General features: G+C 39.2%; 16 protein-coding genes. 11 read left to right on the top strand and 5 right to left on the bottom strand.

Features of this window, described 5'->3' with window-relative positions; translation table 11 throughout:
* Positions 1-45 precede the first annotated feature (45 nt).
* The 4 genes from bfr to EHQ49_RS13845 are packed head-to-tail and all read left to right on the top strand — an operon-like array spanning position 46 to position 3,153.
* On the top strand, positions 46-522 hold the full coding sequence (bfr, locus tag EHQ49_RS13860) for a bacterioferritin (protein WP_135580258.1): 477 nt from the start codon (positions 46-48) through the stop codon (positions 520-522).
* Entirely contained in the window at positions 471-1,652 is a 1,182-nt protein-coding gene (locus tag EHQ49_RS13855; protein WP_425269880.1) for a THUMP domain-containing class I SAM-dependent RNA methyltransferase, read from the top strand. The genes bfr and EHQ49_RS13855 overlap by 52 nt, the downstream gene beginning before the upstream one ends.
* A complete protein-coding gene (locus tag EHQ49_RS13850; protein ID WP_135580256.1) occupies positions 1,649-2,794 on the top strand; it encodes an acetylglutamate kinase in 1,146 nt (381 codons plus the stop codon). Before EHQ49_RS13855 ends, EHQ49_RS13850 begins: the two co-directional genes overlap by 4 nt.
* Before the next feature lie 8 nt (positions 2,795-2,802).
* On the top strand, positions 2,803-3,153 hold the full coding sequence (locus EHQ49_RS13845; RefSeq protein WP_135580255.1) for a DCC1-like thiol-disulfide oxidoreductase family protein: 351 nt from the start codon (positions 2,803-2,805) through the stop codon (positions 3,151-3,153).
* Here EHQ49_RS13845 and EHQ49_RS13840 read toward each other — a convergent pair.
* From EHQ49_RS13840 to EHQ49_RS13830, 3 genes are read right to left on the bottom strand one after another with little or no spacing between them, the layout of a single operon-like run.
* On the bottom strand, positions 3,143-3,820 hold the full coding sequence (locus EHQ49_RS13840) for an iron-containing redox enzyme family protein (protein ID WP_135580254.1): 678 nt from the start codon (positions 3,818-3,820) through the stop codon (positions 3,143-3,145). The genes EHQ49_RS13845 and EHQ49_RS13840 overlap by 11 nt on opposite strands.
* Complete coding sequence (locus tag EHQ49_RS13835) at positions 3,817-4,812, bottom strand: D-alanine--D-alanine ligase family protein (protein ID WP_135580253.1); 996 nt, start codon at positions 4,810-4,812, stop codon at positions 3,817-3,819. The genes EHQ49_RS13840 and EHQ49_RS13835 overlap by 4 nt, the downstream gene beginning before the upstream one ends.
* Positions 4,809-6,014 (bottom strand): KamA family radical SAM protein, encoded by a 1,206-nt coding sequence (locus tag EHQ49_RS13830; protein WP_135580252.1) that lies wholly within the window; start codon positions 6,012-6,014, stop codon positions 4,809-4,811. Before EHQ49_RS13830 ends, EHQ49_RS13835 begins: the two co-directional genes overlap by 4 nt.
* Before the next feature lie 82 nt (positions 6,015-6,096).
* Between EHQ49_RS13830 and EHQ49_RS13825 the strand changes: the two genes are divergently transcribed.
* From EHQ49_RS13825 to EHQ49_RS13815, 3 genes are read left to right on the top strand one after another with little or no spacing between them, the layout of a single operon-like run.
* Entirely contained in the window at positions 6,097-6,741 is a 645-nt protein-coding gene (locus EHQ49_RS13825) for an HAD family hydrolase (protein ID WP_244241491.1), read from the top strand.
* 34 nt (positions 6,742-6,775) lie between these two features.
* Positions 6,776-7,594: a GerMN domain-containing protein gene (locus EHQ49_RS13820; protein WP_135580250.1), complete on the top strand. Its 819-nt coding sequence runs from the start codon at positions 6,776-6,778 to the stop codon at positions 7,592-7,594.
* A gap of 55 nt (positions 7,595-7,649) precedes the next feature.
* Entirely contained in the window at positions 7,650-8,843 is a 1,194-nt protein-coding gene (locus EHQ49_RS13815) for a GGDEF domain-containing protein (RefSeq protein ID WP_135580249.1), read from the top strand.
* 167 nt (positions 8,844-9,010) lie between these two features.
* On the opposite strand, the gene mqnC is transcribed toward EHQ49_RS13815, so the two are convergent.
* Positions 9,011-10,126: a cyclic dehypoxanthinyl futalosine synthase gene (gene mqnC / locus EHQ49_RS13810; protein ID WP_135580248.1), complete on the bottom strand. Its 1,116-nt coding sequence runs from the start codon at positions 10,124-10,126 to the stop codon at positions 9,011-9,013.
* A 123-nt stretch (positions 10,127-10,249) separates the two neighbouring features.
* On the opposite strand from mqnC, the gene EHQ49_RS13805 reads away from it, so the two are divergent.
* The 4 genes from EHQ49_RS13805 (at position 10,250) to EHQ49_RS13790 (ending at position 16,123) form a co-directional block, all read left to right on the top strand.
* Positions 10,250-12,352, top strand: coding sequence for a (Fe-S)-binding protein (locus tag EHQ49_RS13805; protein WP_135580247.1), 2,103 nt, complete (start codon positions 10,250-10,252; stop codon positions 12,350-12,352).
* 22 nt (positions 12,353-12,374) lie between these two features.
* Positions 12,375-13,271: a FecR family protein gene (locus EHQ49_RS13800; protein WP_135580246.1), complete on the top strand. Its 897-nt coding sequence runs from the start codon at positions 12,375-12,377 to the stop codon at positions 13,269-13,271.
* Complete coding sequence (locus tag EHQ49_RS13795) at positions 13,268-14,206, top strand: LBF_2017 N-terminal domain-containing protein (protein ID WP_135580245.1); 939 nt, start codon at positions 13,268-13,270, stop codon at positions 14,204-14,206. Before EHQ49_RS13800 ends, EHQ49_RS13795 begins: the two co-directional genes overlap by 4 nt.
* Positions 14,207-14,341: 135 nt before the next feature.
* Positions 14,342-16,123: a PP2C family protein-serine/threonine phosphatase gene (locus EHQ49_RS13790; RefSeq protein WP_244241490.1), complete on the top strand. Its 1,782-nt coding sequence runs from the start codon at positions 14,342-14,344 to the stop codon at positions 16,121-16,123.
* 1 nt (position 16,124) lies between these two features.
* On the opposite strand, the gene EHQ49_RS13785 is transcribed toward EHQ49_RS13790, so the two are convergent.
* Complete coding sequence (locus EHQ49_RS13785; protein WP_135580243.1) at positions 16,125-17,714, bottom strand: peptide chain release factor 3; 1,590 nt, start codon at positions 17,712-17,714, stop codon at positions 16,125-16,127.
* Positions 17,715-17,777: the final 63 nt, after the last annotated feature.

The following is a 17,777-nucleotide window of genomic DNA, read 5'->3' as shown; positions in this document are numbered from 1 at the left end:
ACCAATTATCTTTCCATTTGAACGCAATAAAATGAGGCCACCCATATGAAGGGAAAGAAAGAAGTAATCGACATTTTAGCGGAAGTTCTCACAGCAGAACTCACAGCCATCAATCAGTATTTTATTCATGCAAAACTCTGTAAAAACTGGGGATATTTGGAACTTGCAGACTACCTCAGGAAAGAGTCCATAGAAGAAATGAAACATGCGGACGAAATCATCGAGAGAATCTTATATTTCGATGGAATTCCCGATCTACAAAAATACTCAAAAATCAATGTAGGAAAATCAGTTCCGGAAATGTTGGATCATGACTTACAGTTGGAATATGGTGCTGTGGAAAGACTCAATCGAGGAATCGATATTTGTGTTGCCGCAAAAGACAACGGAACAAGAGAGTTATTAGAAAAAATCCTGGTTTCCGAAGAAGAACATATTGATTGGATTGAAACTCAAAAATCCATCATTGAATCCATCAGTATCCAGAACTACTTGGCACAGAAATTAGGAGACTCGGAATAAAACCTACTCACCCCACTTACCATGCCATTTGCGGAGAAGGTCTTTCTCCGCTTTTGGAATCCGAATTAAAAACACACCATCTCAAAATTGATAGTTCAAATCGAGGTGGTGTCTTCTTTTCCGGAAAAAAAGAAGATGTCATTCAGTTTGCCATTCATACAAAATTTGCATCTCGTATCAATTTACAGCTGCTACATGATAATGCCGATGATTATGATGAGTTTTATGCAAAAGCAAGTGAACTTCCCTGGGAAAAATACATTGGCCCGGAAGTCAGTTTTCGCATTGATGCAGAGACCAAAGACAAACTAAGAAACTCAGAATTCACCATGCATCGGATGAAAGATGCTGTTCTCGATAGACTTCGTAGTAAAAAAATCCCCCTTCCTGAAATTGAAAAACGAATGGCAGACATCACAATCGTGGTTCGTTCCCATACAGATAGGTTTAGTATTGAGATTTCCCTCTCCGGTGATCCTGTCGGAAGACGTGGGTATCGATTGTTTGCAGGAAATGCCCCTGTACGGGAACCCATTGCCCAAGCCATGTTAGAAACCTCTGGATGGAAAGAAGGAAACACTTTAGTAGATCCTATGTGTGGATCGGGAACCATTCTGATTGAAGCGGCACTTAGAGAACGTCTCTATGGGGAAATCAATCGGTTTTTATTTGCTGAATCACCCGTTTTTCAAATTCTTTTTCCTACTTACGTATTCTCAGAAAGAAAAAAGGAAAAACCCGATGCACCACATTTATTCGGATTTGATATCGATCCAGAAGCCGTTCGCATAGCAAAAGAAAACGCTTACGAGGCTGGAGTGGAAGACTTTGTCCAATTTGAAGTCGGAAATTGTTTGGAATTAAAAAACAATTTTGGTAAAAATGGTCACGTTGTCACAAATCCACCTTACGGGGACAGAATTGGAAAACCAATGGAAGATTTGAGAGAGATGTACTTTCAATTCGGTAGGGTCATCAAAAACGAGTTTGGTGGTTGGAAGTTTACCGTTCTTTCCGCTGATTTTTCTCTTTTAGGAAAGTTTGGTTTGAAAGAAAATTCTCATTTAAGTCTAAAACATGCCAACCTAAAAGCAAAGATCGTGGACTATGAAATCCGAGGGGGGAAATGAATTCCAAAGACGTACTCAGTCGAGTCTTTGAAATCACGAGAGATCCAAGAGATGGACTTCTATTTTTAAAGGAATTCCAATCTCTTTCTCCGGAATCGTTCGCCATTCTTTATGCGGATTCTGAAACGATTTTTAATAGTTCCGAAGCCCTTTTTTCAGATTTAAAATTACTCTATCAATTGGATTTATTTCCATTTGTTGTTTTGGAAGTGGATAGTTTCCAATATCTAAAACTCTTTTTTCCACTGGAACAAATGAATTCCGAAGGAGAAAGAAGTCTTGGTTTTTCTTACCAAGTAGTCGATCGTAACCTTCCACTCAAAGAGGAAGTCACAGAAAGTATCCGTCAAAAAAAAATTCCCATCCTACTTTGGGATGATGATTCGGAAAAACTTTCGGCTCTCCTCGACAGATGTAGATCTATTTTACATTCTTCCAAAGTCATTTACGTATCCATTGATGGACCACTGAAGGATCCAAACACAGGCAAAGTAAAATCTATTCTACAAAGAGACCAATCATTTTCTTTACCGGAAGGAATATCTCTGTCCCGATCACAAGAGGAGTTTGTTCATTTATCAGAAGGTTTACTTTCTAAAATAGAAGATCCGAAGTTCAGTATTGTACTTACGTCCCCTTTCACCTTACTTACGGAACTTTTTACCGTAAAGGGAAGTGGAACTCTAGTTAAGCGAAAAAATAAAATTAAGGTTTGTTATTCCCCTGCGGAAGTGGATATGAAACGAGTATTCCAACTCATAGAAGAATCCTTTGGCAAACCTTTAAAACCAGAGTTCTACAATACAAAATTTGATGTTTTGTTTTTAGAAGAGTCTTACAGGGCTTGTGCTTGGATGCAAAAAACAGAACACGGATACCTACTTTCTAAATTTGCGGTGAACGGTGTAGCACGCGGTGCGGGAGTGGGACGTGATATTTGGGATCAAATTCTCGAACATTGTCGTCCACTATTTTGGCGAAGTAAACCGGATAACAATATCAATAAATGGTATATGTCAGTGGCACAAGGAATCGAAAAGGACGAAAGTTGGTATTATTATTGGTTGGGGCTTAACCAGTCCTTAATTCCCGCAACCATACAAATTTTAAAAGACCAACCGGAAGATTTTTTCCCAAAATAAAAAAATCAATGCAGAACCAAAATTCAATCCTTGTTTATGATGGGAACTGCGACTTTTGTACGCGACTTGCCAAATCCATTCGGGAAAAAACAAAGGACAAGGTTGTCATTGTTTCCTATCATAGTCTCTCAAAAATAGAACTCGAATCTATACACAAACAACTATCAAAAGAACTTTGTGTTGGAGAAGTCCAGTTCATCACGGAAGGAAACAGATATCCTGGATTTTTTGCAGTACGACAAATCCTTTGGAAAATGGACAAATACAAATATTTTGCGTTTCTTTTGTATTTGCCTTTAGTTCCTTTCTTCGGTATGGCAACGATGTACTTATTGAAACGTTTGCGAACTAAACTGTAGTCAGTCGTTCTTTGTCGAGTCGAGTGAGCCCAGTATAAAAATCTTCCCGAGCTGCAAGGGCCAACAAATTCCCTTCAATGACCTGTTTTTTGGCTTCATCCGTAACAGCAGTTTGGTTAATTAGCTCAAACATTTTTTGGCTGTGACCCTCATCTGCATCCAAATTTACTTGGAAAAACTTTCCCTCGGGAAGTGTCATTTCGGCTTTAAGTTTTTGATAAGCTTCGGAGATTTGTGAGTATTCCAGTTTCAGAAGGTATTCATTTGCAGGCCCTAAAGCCCCAAGCCCATAGAAAAAACCTTTTCCAATAATAGTTTCCATTTTATCCAAATAGGTTTTTGTTTCTGGTAACAGAGTATGGTTAACAAAGTCAAAGTTTAATTTAGTTAAAAATTCGGTGAGAATAGATACATGAGTGTCCTCAATTTTCCCTTCTCCAAGTTCCCCCCAAATATTTTCGACGAGAATTATTTTAGCATTCTGATCTCTAGTTTTTGCGGCTACTTGTAAAAACCAGTCCACAAATCCAATGGACACAAAGTATTCTTGGCTGAGCCATAAAATTAAATCATTAAAACTCATCGACTTGTTTCGTTCCAATAACCACTGCGACTTGAGGACTGGGTGAGTTTCGACATCCGTTTTTAAAGTGTTCACTAAGTTCATATGTTTCGGTCCTTTGCATATTGATAACGAAAATGATGATGGTATTCTTCAAAACCCAAGTCCAAACAATAATTGAGAAGTTCGGAATAGTTTTTCCCGGTTTTTTCCCATAACAAGGGCAAGGTGGAATAGATATTTGAAAATCCCGGAGTGGCATTAACTTCTAGAAGGAATGGTAAATTTTTTTCAAGTTTGAAATCCAATCGAATATAACCGGAACTACCAAGGAGTTTTGCTACTTTTAAGGAATAGTCCTCTAATAAATTCGATAATTCTTTAGATACAGAGAAATCTAAAGATTCGACAAAACTATCCTTGGATTTTACAGAATCGCTATAAACAGTACCTGGGTATTCTACATAGGCTGGTGGTGTGACTTGATACTTTCCTTGGTTTCCTATCACGGCAATGGTCAATTCTCTTCCTGAAAGATATGTTTCTAAAAGTAAACTTTTGTATTTATCTAAAAGCGGAGGGGCCACCCGTGCCCAATCAGAAAGGGAGTCGATCCGGTTCCCTTCCCCAATTCCCAAACTTGAACCTTCTCCATTGGGTTTGACAAATAAAGGGAACTGATCCTTTGGCATAAAGTCTAGATCTTCGATAAACCAGGAATCGGCTGTAGGTATACCAAAGGAGTTTAAAAATAACTTGGTTTTATATTTATCCAAAGTTAAAGTTTGGACGGCGGCTGAACTACCAGTATGAGGAATGGCTAAATATTCACATAACGCTGGTATGTAGGCCTCTCTGTTTGGGGAATGATAACCTTCAACCAAATTCCATACGATCCAATCTCCCCTTTTTTTGCTAGGGATAGCCGATAGAACTGAAGTGATTTCAGTTGGATGAGATAAAATGGCTACATCATAACCTAACTCTGATATGGTCTTTTCCATATTTTGAATTGTCTCTTCCGATTCCCATTCTTGGCAAAGCTCCGGTGTATTCGGATCATAGAGATCACATGCAAGAATTGCAGTACGTTTCATAGTTGGAATTTCTCCCAATCGGATTCGCTGAGGATGGGATAATAAGATTCCTTATCTGATCCAACAGGTTCAAAAGATAGGTGAATTTTTTTTGTCAGTGCAGAACGAAATACATGTTGTCGTGTTTTTGGATAATACCCCAAATACCAGTTAGGTGCAATTGTAATTTTGCCGCCACCTCCAGGTAAATCGTTTACAAATTGTGGGATTCCCATTCCGCCAATTTTTCCTCGCATATATTCTACAATTTCAATCCCTCGTGCAAGCGGTGTTCGAAAACCTCTGGAACCAGGAATGAGTTCTGGATCATATAAGTAGTAGGCACGGACTCTCATTTCTAATAGTTTTTTATGAAGAGTAAGCATTATCTCTTCGTCATCATTGATTCCTTTCAGAAGGACAGATTGGTTGCCGACGGAAACTCCGGCTTTTAACAATCGAAGAATGGCTTCTTTGGATTCCTTAGTACATTCTTTAGGATGATTGAACTGCGTATTACAAAAAATAGAAAGATTGTCATTATTATATGTTTCGATGATTTTGCACAATGTATCTGTGATACGAAACGGTAGTGTCACAGGATTTCTTGTTCCCAACCGGCAAATTTTTACATGAGGGATAGAATTTAGTTCCGAAAGAATCCATTCTAACCTAGAATCAGCTAAATTTAGAGGATCACCTCCACTGATTACAACGTCTTCAATTTCGGAATGGTTTCGAATGTATTCGAATGCTTTTTCCAAATCTCCTTTTTCCATTCTTTCTTCATTAGAAGAAACCTTACGACCGCGCATACAATGTCTACAATACACACTGCAGGAATGGTTGGAAAATAAAAGTACCCGATTGGGATACATATGGGTGAGCCCACGAACAGGACTAAGACGCTCTTCCTCTAGAGGATCCGAACTTTCTTCGGAAGAAAGAACAGCCTCTTCTGACCTTGGAACAATCATTCGGCGAATGGGACAATTGGGGTCACTCGGGTCGGAAAGAGAAAGGTAATACGGGGTTGTGGATACATGCAAACGAATGGTTTCCCTGATTCCAATGATTTCGGATTCAGTGAGTACAAAATACGGGGAAAGATCTTCTCCCTTCACTCGGTTTTGCAGTTGGGAGGTTGGATCCGTCCAATTTGTCCGGGAAAACAACTCTTCACGCGCCCGAAGAACTTCTGATAAACTGCTTTGCACGAGCATAACTTCCAATTCCTTACTTGCCAAGAGACCGCCAAATTCTTTTCTGGTGGTAATGCAAGAAAACCGCCTGGGGGAAATCCGCATGGTCGCCTTCGATGTCGACGGGACCTTATTTTCCTCAGAATCCATAATCTTTAAGACCTATGTGCAGGCAATCGAAGAGTTTGCTGCCAAGACGGGAAAAATCACGTCCCTACCAACCCATGACCAGATTATGAATGAAATTGGAAAACCGGTGCGAACGATCTTTGCCAACCTGTTCCCCAGTTTGCCGGAAATAGAACGCGATACCATTTCCGCACGAGTCCTGGATCTCCTTTGTGATGCCATCCGTAGTGGCGGTGGAGATTTCTACGCCGGTGTAGGTTCTACCATTCATTACCTCAAAGAAAAAGGTTATACCATCACTTGTGCTTCCAATGGTAGAAAGGCATATATCGAAACGGTTTTAGACACAGCAGGTGTTTTGCAATACTTTGAACCCATCGTAGTCATAAACCAAGACACCATTCATACGAAAGGAGAAATCCTAGCTGAGTATGTTCGCAAATACAATTTAGAACCAACCGCCATCGCCATGATTGGGGACCGGTTTAGTGATTGGGAAGCCGCCAAACAAAATGGTTGCCCTTTTGGGTTTTGCACTTATGGCCACGGAGTTCCTGGTGAAATTCCAGATTTCCATTGGAAATTTGACGATTTACCGACTTTAAAAGAGTTTTTTTAAATTCCCTTTTCCTACCTTCTCCGACATTTATAGTGTGGCGGTACTTCCCCAAATCCAAGAAGATAAATGGAAATCTTTACGCTATTTGCTTGGCGGGATTTTCCTTGTACTCGTTCTCATTGAAAAGTCTATGGGGTTTGATCCAAAAGCCGCAGGAAATCTAATTCCCAAACAAGGGTTTCGAAACATCGGAAAAACCCAAGAAAAAACAAAATTTGCGGAACCCTCCGATCCTTTTGCTAAAGAAACTTGGGAAGATGACTTAAATTGGGAAGAAGAAGTCCTCACGCAAACATTCCCTGATACAGAATCCAAACAAAAATCACGCACAAAACTCATAGATGAAACCATTCCCGAAATCACTCTTCCCGAAGATCGGTTTCCTGGCGCCGGCAAACGTCTGCAAGCGGATGCGGGATACCTACCTGTTTATTTCTTAAAATTTTATGGAACGGGAAAAAATAGCCAGTCCCAACTGGTAAAACTATCTCGAGAATTTCCAGGGGGAGATCCGATTCCCTTTTTGTTCCAAGAACTCACCAAAGGTCCGAATGCAGAAGAAAAAGGAAAGGGAGTTCTTTCTGCCCTTTCTAAACGAATTCGAATGGAACCAAACTACCGATTGGAAAATGGGATCCTTCATATTTCTGTTTCCGAAGACTTAAGTTACGGCGGGAGTATAGAAATCTTAAAAGACCGTTTGGACCAAATTTCCTTTACCTTGGTTGGAAATTTTGGAATCAAAGGTGTGATCCTTTATACCAACGGAGAACGCATTCGCACATTAGGAAGTGATGGGTTGACAATTCCTGAAGTCCTGGCCAAAACCCAAAGAAAGGTAATCATTTTCTAGCCCAGTAAATGGTTTACAGACAGGATTTTTCCTGTATTCTGAATTCCGGCTCCCCATGCGTAGGTATACATTCAAAAGGTATTTTTTTGTATTTCGTAAATTGTTTTTACGAACCTATCATCCTAGCTTCACGTCCACCAATCTTTCCGACATTGGATCCTCACTACAAATTTTCAGTGTGATGACTGCCTTTACCTCCATCATCTCTCTTCTTTTTGTAGATTCGCTTGTTCGAACCAAAGAAGCAAGTTTCTGGATTGCTTTTTTTCGAATTTCTTCCCTTGCCATTTGTTTCTTTGTTTATCTCTTTGGAAAAAAGAGAATCAAATTATATGAAAGACATATCTATGGAATTACAAGTGTTGTACTCACCGGTTTAATCTTAATTTATATTCCTATGATGGTTTATGATAAACCAAACCATGCTTATTATCTATTTGGATCTGCTATAGTCATTGCGAGTGCTTCCATCTTATTATGGATTGAACCCATTCGAATTTTATTGTTATCCATTTTATATGTTGCTGTTTTTATTCCCTTACATTTAAACTTCTCGCGAATCCAGGGTTTTGATCGTTTTGTATTTTACCAAGACGTACTCATTGTTTCCTTTTTACTTGCTTTTGGATTTGTTGCGAACCTTCTAATCAACTATTGGAGGTTTGAAGAATACCGAGTTAAATCAAGGCTACGAATTACCGTGGGAAAACTCCTTCGTATCAATCAAAAGATTGAAGATTTGTCTCGAGTGGATTCGATGACTGAACTTTTTAACAGACGTCATTTGTTAGAACAGTTTGACCTCTATAAAAAAAGATCCAACCGCGAAGGTTTCATCATTGGTCTTGTCATTTTGGATCTAGACCGGCTAAAAGCAATCAACGATAAATATGGACACAAACAGGGAGACCTTGCCATCCAAGCTTTTGCCCGGACAGTTAAGTCGAGGACAAGGATAACAGACATCGCGGCAAGGATTGGAGGAGATGAATTTTGTTTGCTTGTTTCACCGATTGATAAAGAAGGACTACAAATCCTCACAGAATCCATCCGGGAAAAATTGGAGCGATTGTTAATCCCCATTTACAACCAACCAGGGGAATCTTTGACCTTAACCGTTTCGATCGGTGCCACACTATTCCGTCCCGAAGACGATCCTAGTTTTGATGAACTCTACCACAAAATTGATACGGCCCTTTATACCTCTAAAAACGAGGGAAGAAACCGAATCACTCTCATTGAATCTTAAAAAAATGATAGACAAGTTTTAAGAAAATCATTATCGTTGAAATTGAGACTGATTCTCAGTTTATGTCCATTACGGATAAGGTGTAAAATTTCGAAAGATGGGTGTGAAAGCCCCATCTTTTTTTTTACCTAAGGAAATCACTCGAGAGAAGAAAAAGCCTGCTTGCGTTAGGTCTGGTCAACCCCCACTTGGTTGCAGTCATATTCTTCTTCGTAAAGTAAGTTCCTACGGACAGGTTGGAACCCACCTTCTGTGAGAAATTTACGCGCCTCTTTTTCTGTTTTTAAACCAAAAGAACGTAGGACATTTTCTTCGATCACGACAGAAGAAATATCATCAGCACCGGAATAAAGGGCAAGCTGACCCACTCCTTTTCCTAAAACCATCACAGAGGTTTCAATATGTTTGATATTATCTAGAAAGATCCGACAAATTCCCAAAACCTTTAGGTATTCATGTGTGGGAACCGGTCTGACTTTGAACCTCTTGGTTTGCGGTTGGAAAGTCCAAGGGATAAATGATAAAAATCCACCCGTTCGGTCCTGAAGATCACGAACCACACGCAAATGTTCGATCACTTCCTCTTCTGTTTCTTCAGAACCAAAGACCACATTTGCTGATCCAAGAAGTCCCACTTCATGGCAAGTTTCCATAGCTCGTACCCATTCTGATACGGTTGCTTTTTTCGGAGAGATGATTTGGCGCATCCTTTCTGTGAGGATTTCGGCTCCAGCACCCGGGACAGAATCAAGACCTGCTTCTTTTAAAATCAGTAATACTTCACGTAATGGTTTTCCCGTGATTGTTTCTAAATTGATGACTTCCACAGGTGAAAAGGCTCGGATATGCATCTTCGGATATTTTGCTTTTACAGAACGAATCACATCTAGATAATAATCAAAAGGAAGATCGGGATACACACCGCCTTGGAGGAACATTTGGTCGGCTCCTTCTTCCACAGCGTAATCCATTTTTTGTAGGATTTCTTCTTTCGAGAGAACATAACCCTTGCCATTTCCAATCTCATCCATAAAGGAACAAAAACTACATTCGACATTGCAATAATTGGTATAATTCACAACCCGGAACATTGTGTAACTGGCTTCCGAGTGAGGTCTGACCTTCTCTCGAAGGAAACGCGCTACCATTTGGATCTTTAAAAAATCACCACTCTTGTAGAGGATGAGGGCCTCTTCCGGGGAGATTCGTTTGCCTTGGACAGCGTTCAAAAGAACGGCATCTGCGGGGTCTTTCGGGCTAAATGAAAACGAGTCTAAGTTCATGATCTCTACCTACTTGGACAGGAAATCTGCCTATAGATCCCTGTAAAAACCGAATTTTCCTGGACATTCATTTTTCTATACAAATCCTAGGAAATACCAAACACCTTAAGGGCATAAACATAAATGGATATCGGAAGAATACTCTTTCACCTATTATTCACAGCATTTTTCGTCGTGGCAAACATTGTCTTTGTCCGCGCCATCCTTTATAGGCTCGGATTGATCTTCAATGGTCGTCCTGCTTTCTTCAATGAAGATGCTAAAAAGAACCTAAATATCGGATTCCGTTTAAAGAGTTTTCTTATAAACGTAGTCCTCCAAAAGAAAAACTTTCGTGAACCAGTGCGCGGTATCATGCACGCATTTGTATTCTACGGATTCCTCGTGTATACCATCCACACAACAAGCCAAATGGTTGCTGGTGTGTTTGGTTATGTAATGGATGACCCTTACAAATTTGCTCTTCCTGAATTTCTTTTGGGTGAAGCTGCGAATCATATTTATGAACAAGCAGTGAATTATGTTTCCATACTTGTATTAACCGGTCTTGGTTTTTTTGCTTGGAGACGTTGGATCAAAAAAGCAAAAGGTTTGGATGTTCACTCTCCAGCTTCTGCTGTTGTGATCAGTATGATCGCTACCCTTATGGTGACCACCTTACTTGGAAATGGTGCTAAAACGGTTGCAGCGACTTACTTTACACATGCCGGTCTCATTGATGGAGCCATCGGTAGTGTTTGGGAATCGATCGGTGTTGCAAACTCTTCTGCAGACGTCGTTTTCCAAATTATGTGGTGGGGTCATATCATCACTGTATTCTCGTTTATGTTGTATGTTCCTACATCAAAACATGCTCACTTAATTTTTGCTCCATTCAACTACTTCCTTGCAACAGATACTCCCAAAGGACAACTTTCTAAACTCAATTTAGATGATGAAAATGCAGTTTGGGGATCCAATCGTGTAGAAGACTTCCCTTGGCCAAACTTACTTGATGGTATGTCTTGTATTGAATGTGGTCGTTGCCAAGTGGAATGTCCTGCAAACAGAACAGGAAAAGTTTTAAATCCAAAAGCCATCATTGTTGAACTCAAACACCAAATGTTAGAGAAGATGCCAGAAGTTGCTGCGGCTCGTGCAGGTAAAACACCAGAAGAAGGTGCAGAGGCTGTTGCGGCATTAGAAACCGGAGTCATCAACTCACATGAAGGTTTAAGTGAAGAAGCACTTTGGGGATGTACTACTTGTTATGCGTGCGTGGAAGCATGCCCAGTTGGAAACAACCAAGTAAACGCCATCATTGAAATGCGCCGCCACTTAGTTCTTGCCGAATCAAAAATGAGTCCAGAACTTCAAAAAGCCTTCACAAACATGGAAAACAATTCCAATCCATGGGGTGTGGGAGCACATACAAGAGCAGATTGGGCTGATGGTCTTGGTGTTAAAGTTCTTTCAGAAGCAGAAGACAAAAACGTGGACGTACTCTATTGGGTAGGTTGTGCGGGTGCTTTTGATGAAAGAAACAAAAAGATCTCTCGTGACTTTGTAAAAATCATGCAAAAAGCTGAAGTAAACTTTGGTATCCTTGGAACCGAAGAAGGATGTTCAGGAGACTCGGCTCGCCGCGGTGGTAACGAATATCTATACCAAACTTTAGCACAAACAAACGTAGACACAATCAACGGTTACGGAATCAAAAAGATTGTAACTGCTTGTCCACATTGCTACAATACAATCAAAAACGAATATCCACAATTTGGTGGAAACTTCGAAGTCATCCACCACTCGGAGTACATCAACCAACTTTCCAAAGATGGTAAAATTGATGTGAAAGTGGCTGATGATGCCAACACAGGAAAATACACTTACCACGACTCTTGTTACATCGGTCGTTATAACAACAATTACGATAACCCTCGTGACGTTGTGAAAAAAGTATCCGGTGGTAAAATCGAAGAAGCCGTTGACCATCACTCCAAAGGACTTTGTTGTGGTGCGGGTGGCGCGCAGTACTGGATGGAAGAACATGTGGATGAAACCAACCCAGAAAGTACACGTGTGAATAGCAAACGTACAGGACAACTTCTTGATACGGGAGCAACTACCATTGCTACTGCTTGTCCATTCTGTATCACTATGATCACAGATGGTGTCAAAGCAGCTGAAAAAATTGATTCTGTCAAAGTAAAAGACATTGCAGAATTAGTTGCTGAAAACATCGACTAACAAGTCTAATGATGAGGATTGTATGAATTTTCAAATTTTCCTCATCTTTAGTAATCTGTATCGAAGAAAAAGGTGGAAGGAAACTTCCGCCTTTTTTATTGGGAAACCACTCCGGTTTCCTTTCCCTTTTTATCTTTTTGTTTTTATCATTTTAACAAACGTATCCCCTTTTTCAATTTCGGCTGAATCCAAACAAATCATCCATCCGCCCGAAGGCGACGGTATCACTATCGTTGTGGAAAAAGGCCAAACCTTAAGTATCATTTCCAAAACCTATTTGGATGATCCAAGGAAGTGGAAAGAACTTCTAAAATCCAATCAAATCGATAACCCCAATCTCATCATTCCAGGAATGAAGTTATGGATTCCAAAAAGTTTGGGTAAAAAACCGTTAGCGGATATACAACGATATTCAGGGAAAACTGAAGTTCTTAAAGTGTCTCAAAAACAAATGGATTGGACTGGTGCCAATTTAGGAGAGGGACTTTATGCTAAAGATGAGGTTCGAACTTTTAAAGAATCCGAAGCACAGTTTCTTTTACTTTCAGGGTCACGGTTTGAAATTACAGAAAATAGCCATGTAATTATGGAAAAAGGAAAATCGGAATCGGAACCCGATGAACTTTATTTGCGTAGAGGGCGAATCCGTTCTATCGTTCAAAAAAAGCCTTCTTCTAATCAACGAATGTTTCTTTTAAAAACAGATGCTGCTATTTCTGAAGTGAAAGGTACGGACTTTACTACAGAAGTTGACGCACAAGGAAACACAACTCTCAGTTGTTATGAAGGTTCTGTTGCAGTGAGTGCTCAAAATGTAACTGTTAACGTGGCTTCCGGTTTTGCTACCTTTGTTGAAAAAGGAAAACCGCCTTTAAAACCATTTACGGTGCCTGATCCACCAAAACCAAAAGAAGAATGAGTCCTTTAATTCGTTTTCGGTTTTGTCTATTCCTCTCTTTATTCCTATTTACGAATATTCCTATATTCTCCGAATCAAAAACTATCAAATTCACTTTAGAACCGGATCGAGATGATATCATTCAGTACGAATTTGAATTATGGAAAGAATCAAATTTTGATTTAGAAATTCCTTTTCGTGTTTTATCGAATCCAGGAAAAATTCAATTATTCATTCCTAATGGTTATGAATTCTTTCGGATTCGGGCCGTTGCGAAACGACAAGTGCGTGGATTTTGGACTGACTTATATACTGTCAGTTCCTTTGGAAAACCAAAACAGAAAGAGATGACAAAGGTTGTATCTCATAAATCAAATACAACGGATGTCATCATACCCATTCTCACTCCAGAAGGAAATAATAGATTTTTCCTTACAGAAAATACAATTCAAGTGAGACCGATTCTTACTTTGCCAGTAAAAACTTCTGTCCGTTACCGTTTAAACGGTGGACCATGGAAAGTAACAAAAGAACCAGAATTATCTTTTTCTAAGGATGGGGATTACAAATTGGAATACCAAGTGACAAATGAACTCGGAATTTCTGATTCTATGCAGGTTTGGGAATTCAGTGTGGACAATACAGCACCAAATTCAGAACTCTATTTTGCCCCACAAACACATAAAAATAAAAACGATCAATACATTTCTTCTAAAACCAATCTCCAAATCGAATCGAAAGACAGTGGGTCAGGTGTGGATACAATTCGTTTTCGTACCCTTTGCGGAGCAGGACCAAAAACCGATTGGTTTCTTTGGGATCCTAAAAGTTCTTGGACTCATCTAATCAATTCCTGTTCGCAAAACTTGGAAGTAGAAATTTCCGCAACAGATAAGTTGGGAAATGAAGAAATTCCCAAAAAGATTCAAATTCAAAAGCCAAATTACGGAAACTAACTAGTGTACAATGGCAATTGGATTAAAGAATTGTATGGCAATTTTTTATTTGTAATCAAAACCAAATCCTTTCTTAAATTATTTTTATCTATTGTAACCTTTCTGATAATCCCGTATTTCCTGCTTGTAGCTTCTATGATTCATTCCCAGTACAAAGAAGCGTTAGACTGGAACCAAAGGTTTCAATTGATTCGGATCCAACTCCTTGCTATTGATTTAGAAAATCAAATTCGAGAGAAAATCAATTCGGACTTAAGTGGAAAAAAAACTATCGGGATACTTTCGACTTCAGAATTATCAAAATTTGTTATAAATTGTAGTCCATCAATTCAAAATATAAAAACAATAGAAGGTCTGACTCTTGTTAGTTGTGAATGGAATTCCGAAAAAAATTCCTATTTACTTGTTATCGATGAAAATCGTATTTCTGTTCATTCTGCAAAATTTTTAGAAGATGCACTTCTCGATTCTCCCTTTAGTGATCCAAATGAAGGACTTTTTGTCCTTAATGGTGATGGGAATTTTGGAATTTCCGGATTCATTGAAGATAATTTTTTAGTTTCCGAATTTTGGAGGAATGAAGTCAAACCTTCCCTTCAAATCCATTCCAATCTTCCGACATTACATGAGGCTTGGAAAGAGGAAATGAACTATTTCGTTGTTAGTTTTCCTATGTATGGGTTACCTCTCCATTTATTCATTGTAAGTCCCAAAGATTTGGTTCTTGTTCCCATTAAAGAATCTTTGAAAAGAAACGTAATTATCTTATTTTCCTTATTCGTTTTATCCTTTTTGTTTTCGACTTTTATCTCTCTAAGAGAAATTGAATCCAAACAGAAACTCAGACTTCTTTTACAAGAATTTCCCCATGCTGCGATCCTCTTTGATCCGAAGGGAAAAATTCTTTTAGAAAATCCAGAAATTGAACCCAAACTATTGGTGACCGAACTCTTTCGTGACCAACTTTCTGTAAAGGAATGGATTGAAAAGGAAGTCAGTTTATTTTTAGAAGGTGTTTTCACTGATCCGGACGGCCAAAGTAAACTAAGGAAAGAAGAATCAGAGTTTTATACTGTGGATGGGTCTGTTTACTTATTAGATATCACTTACCAACTTTGGTATTTAGAACAAAACTATCAATTTACCAGTGGAGCGATCGTCCTTGTTCAAAACGTAACAAAAAAACGTTTGGAATTCGAAAAGGAAATGGATTATGCCAAAGATTTACAAAAAAAATACCTTCCTAACAAAATCCTCATTCTTCCACATTTGGATTACGAAGTTTTATACAAACCTCTCATTCAAGTTGGTGGCGACTACTACGACTATATTGATTTAGGAAATGATCGTTATATTTTTGCCCTTGGTGATGTAATTGGCCATGGTGTAAAGGCTGCAATGATGATGACTGTACTTCGAGTACTCTTTCATCAAATCGTAAAAACAGAATCAGATCCTAAAAAAATCTTAAGCAAAATGAATGAAGGAGTTTCAACAAATCTTCCCGATCCTTATGCTTTTGTTCCCTTTATCTTTTTGTTATTTGATTTCAATCAAAACACAGTTTACTATGGAAATGCTGGGCATCCAGGTATGTTGTATCAATCTCCTTCAGGAGTACAATGCCCGGAAAAATTAAATCCCATGTTCGGGATGATTTCTAATAGAGAACCCAAGATATTAGAGTTTCCAATTCAAAAAGGAGATCGGTTTTATCTTTTTACCGATGGATTGAAAGATGTGGAAAACTCTAAACATCAAAAGTTATGGGAACCTGAGCTCCTTCATTTTTTCTCTACGATGGGGCTAAACCATATGTCCCTGATCAAACAAGAATTAGAGCTAAAAATTCGGTCCTATTCTGAAGGGATCCCAATCCTTGATGATATCACTTGGATTGGGATTGAAGTGATTTAAGCTAATCCTCCAAAGGTGGATTGTCTAAAAGTTCAATTCCTTCATTATTTTTGTGGAAATAATTCATATCCCATTCTGTATCAAAAAGAAGGGCCATATTCCCAAATAGATCCTCTACTAAATTTGCGTTCGAAGGAATTTGAGATCTGTCTGCCTTTTTCACCCAACGTGAGATTCCATAAGGAAGGATATGAATGGAAGTTTCCGCACCATATTCATCTTTTAAGCGACGTTGGAAAACCTCAAATTGCAGTTTTCCCATTGCACCGATGATAGGAACTCCACCACCAATCGTTCGTGAGGTGAAAAGATGGAGAATTCCTTCTTCGGCCAATTGATCAAGGCCTTTCTTAAAAGATTTTAGTTGTAATGTATCCTTACAAGAGATCGTGGCAAAAAGTTCCGGTGCAAAACTAGGTAGAGGACGTAATGGAGGAGTGTTTCCCGTTGACAATACATCTCCAATCTTATAGGTACCAGGATTTACAAGTCCAATGATATCTCCAGGATAAGCTGTATCGACAGTATTTCTATCTTGGCCAAAAAAAGCAAAACTAGAAGAGAGTTTCACTGGTTTGTCTAATCTATTATGGTTTACGTTTAACCCTCGTTCAAAGACGCCTGAACAAATACGTAGGAAAGCAATTCTATCCCTATGAGCTTTGTTCATGTTTGCTTGGACCTTAAAAACAAAGGCGCTAAAGGGTGCATTGATAGGATCTAAATAATTACCATCTCGAAGAGGAATATGGTCTGGACCAGGAGCCAATTCTAAAAATTTATTTAGAAAAAGTTCGATTCCAAAATTATTCACCGCCGAACCAAAGTAAACCGGTGTTTCCTTTCCCAGTAAAAAATTATTTTTGTCCACCTGGCCAATGCCATTTTCTACCAGATCGATTTGTTCTCGAAATGCGGAGACAATCTCTGAGTCAAATTGTTCATCAAGGCTTGGATCATTGGGACCAGCCATACGGAAAACAGCTTTTTGTTTTCCGCCCGGAGTCCTATCAAAAAGATATAACTGTTGGTCTCGAAGATCATACACTCCCTTAAAATCAAAACCCGTTCCCAGTGGCCAAACATCTGGAACCGCTTTGATCCCAAGAACTTTTTCAATCTCATCCAAAAGAGCGTACAGATCCTTAGTGGGTCTGTCCATTTTATTGATAAAGGTAATGATAGGAATGCCCCGATCCCGACAAACTCGGAATAATTTAATGGTTTGAGGTTCTACTCCCTTTCCCGCATCAAGAACCATTACGGCTGTATCTGCTGCCATTAAAGTTCTGTAAGTATCCTCCGAGAAGTCTTCGTGACCCGGTGTATCCAGAAGATTTAAAATGCTATTTTTGTATTCAAACTGGAGAGCTGCAGAGGTGATCGAGATCCCTCTCTCCTTTTCCATGGCCATCCAATCTGAGGTAGCTGACTTTCCTTCCTTTTTGGCTTTTACTGCTCCAGCAAGTTGGATCGCACCTCCGTACAGGAGGAGTTTTTCAGTAAGGGTTGTTTTTCCCGCATCGGGGTGTGCAATGATGGCAAAAGTCTTTCGGCGGAGGACTTCGCGTTCTATAATATCAGGAGACATAACTTGAGTTCCATGCTGTCTAAATTTAGGATTCTGTCGAGAATAAAGAGAAAACCCCATTCC

The sequence above is a fragment of the Leptospira perdikensis genome (genome assembly GCF_004769575.1).
Taxonomy (GTDB): Bacteria; Spirochaetota; Leptospiria; order Leptospirales; family Leptospiraceae; genus Leptospira_A; species Leptospira_A perdikensis.
Note: the sequence above shows the minus strand (reverse complement) of the source record. Positions and strands in the feature narration are given on the sequence as shown.

What these genes read in the sequence shown, in the direction of transcription:
- EHQ49_RS13840 (WP_135580254.1), bottom strand. Translation starts at nt 3,820, where the DNA reads ATGAACTTAGTGAACACTTTAAAAACGGATGTCGAAACTCACCCAGTC.
- EHQ49_RS13825 (WP_244241491.1), top strand. Translation starts at nt 6,097, where the DNA reads ATGGTCGCCTTCGATGTCGACGGGACCTTATTTTCCTCAGAATCCATA.
- EHQ49_RS13795 (WP_135580245.1), top strand. Translation starts at nt 13,268, where the DNA reads ATGAGTCCTTTAATTCGTTTTCGGTTTTGTCTATTCCTCTCTTTATTC.
- EHQ49_RS13850 (WP_135580256.1), top strand. Translation starts at nt 1,649, where the DNA reads ATGAATTCCAAAGACGTACTCAGTCGAGTCTTTGAAATCACGAGAGAT.
- EHQ49_RS13845 (WP_135580255.1), top strand. Translation starts at nt 2,803, where the DNA reads ATGCAGAACCAAAATTCAATCCTTGTTTATGATGGGAACTGCGACTTT.
- EHQ49_RS13805 (WP_135580247.1), top strand. Translation starts at nt 10,250, where the DNA reads ATGGATATCGGAAGAATACTCTTTCACCTATTATTCACAGCATTTTTC.
- EHQ49_RS13830 (WP_135580252.1), bottom strand. Translation starts at nt 6,014, where the DNA reads ATGCTCGTGCAAAGCAGTTTATCAGAAGTTCTTCGGGCGCGTGAAGAG.
- EHQ49_RS13790 (WP_244241490.1), top strand. Translation starts at nt 14,342, where the DNA reads ATGATTCATTCCCAGTACAAAGAAGCGTTAGACTGGAACCAAAGGTTT.
- EHQ49_RS13785 (WP_135580243.1), bottom strand. Translation starts at nt 17,714, where the DNA reads ATGTCTCCTGATATTATAGAACGCGAAGTCCTCCGCCGAAAGACTTTT.
- EHQ49_RS13835 (WP_135580253.1), bottom strand. Translation starts at nt 4,812, where the DNA reads ATGAAACGTACTGCAATTCTTGCATGTGATCTCTATGATCCGAATACA.
- EHQ49_RS13815 (WP_135580249.1), top strand. Translation starts at nt 7,650, where the DNA reads ATGCGTAGGTATACATTCAAAAGGTATTTTTTTGTATTTCGTAAATTG.
- EHQ49_RS13800 (WP_135580246.1), top strand. Translation starts at nt 12,375, where the DNA reads ATGAATTTTCAAATTTTCCTCATCTTTAGTAATCTGTATCGAAGAAAA.
- mqnC (WP_135580248.1), bottom strand. Translation starts at nt 10,126, where the DNA reads ATGAACTTAGACTCGTTTTCATTTAGCCCGAAAGACCCCGCAGATGCC.
- bfr (WP_135580258.1), top strand. Translation starts at nt 46, where the DNA reads ATGAAGGGAAAGAAAGAAGTAATCGACATTTTAGCGGAAGTTCTCACA.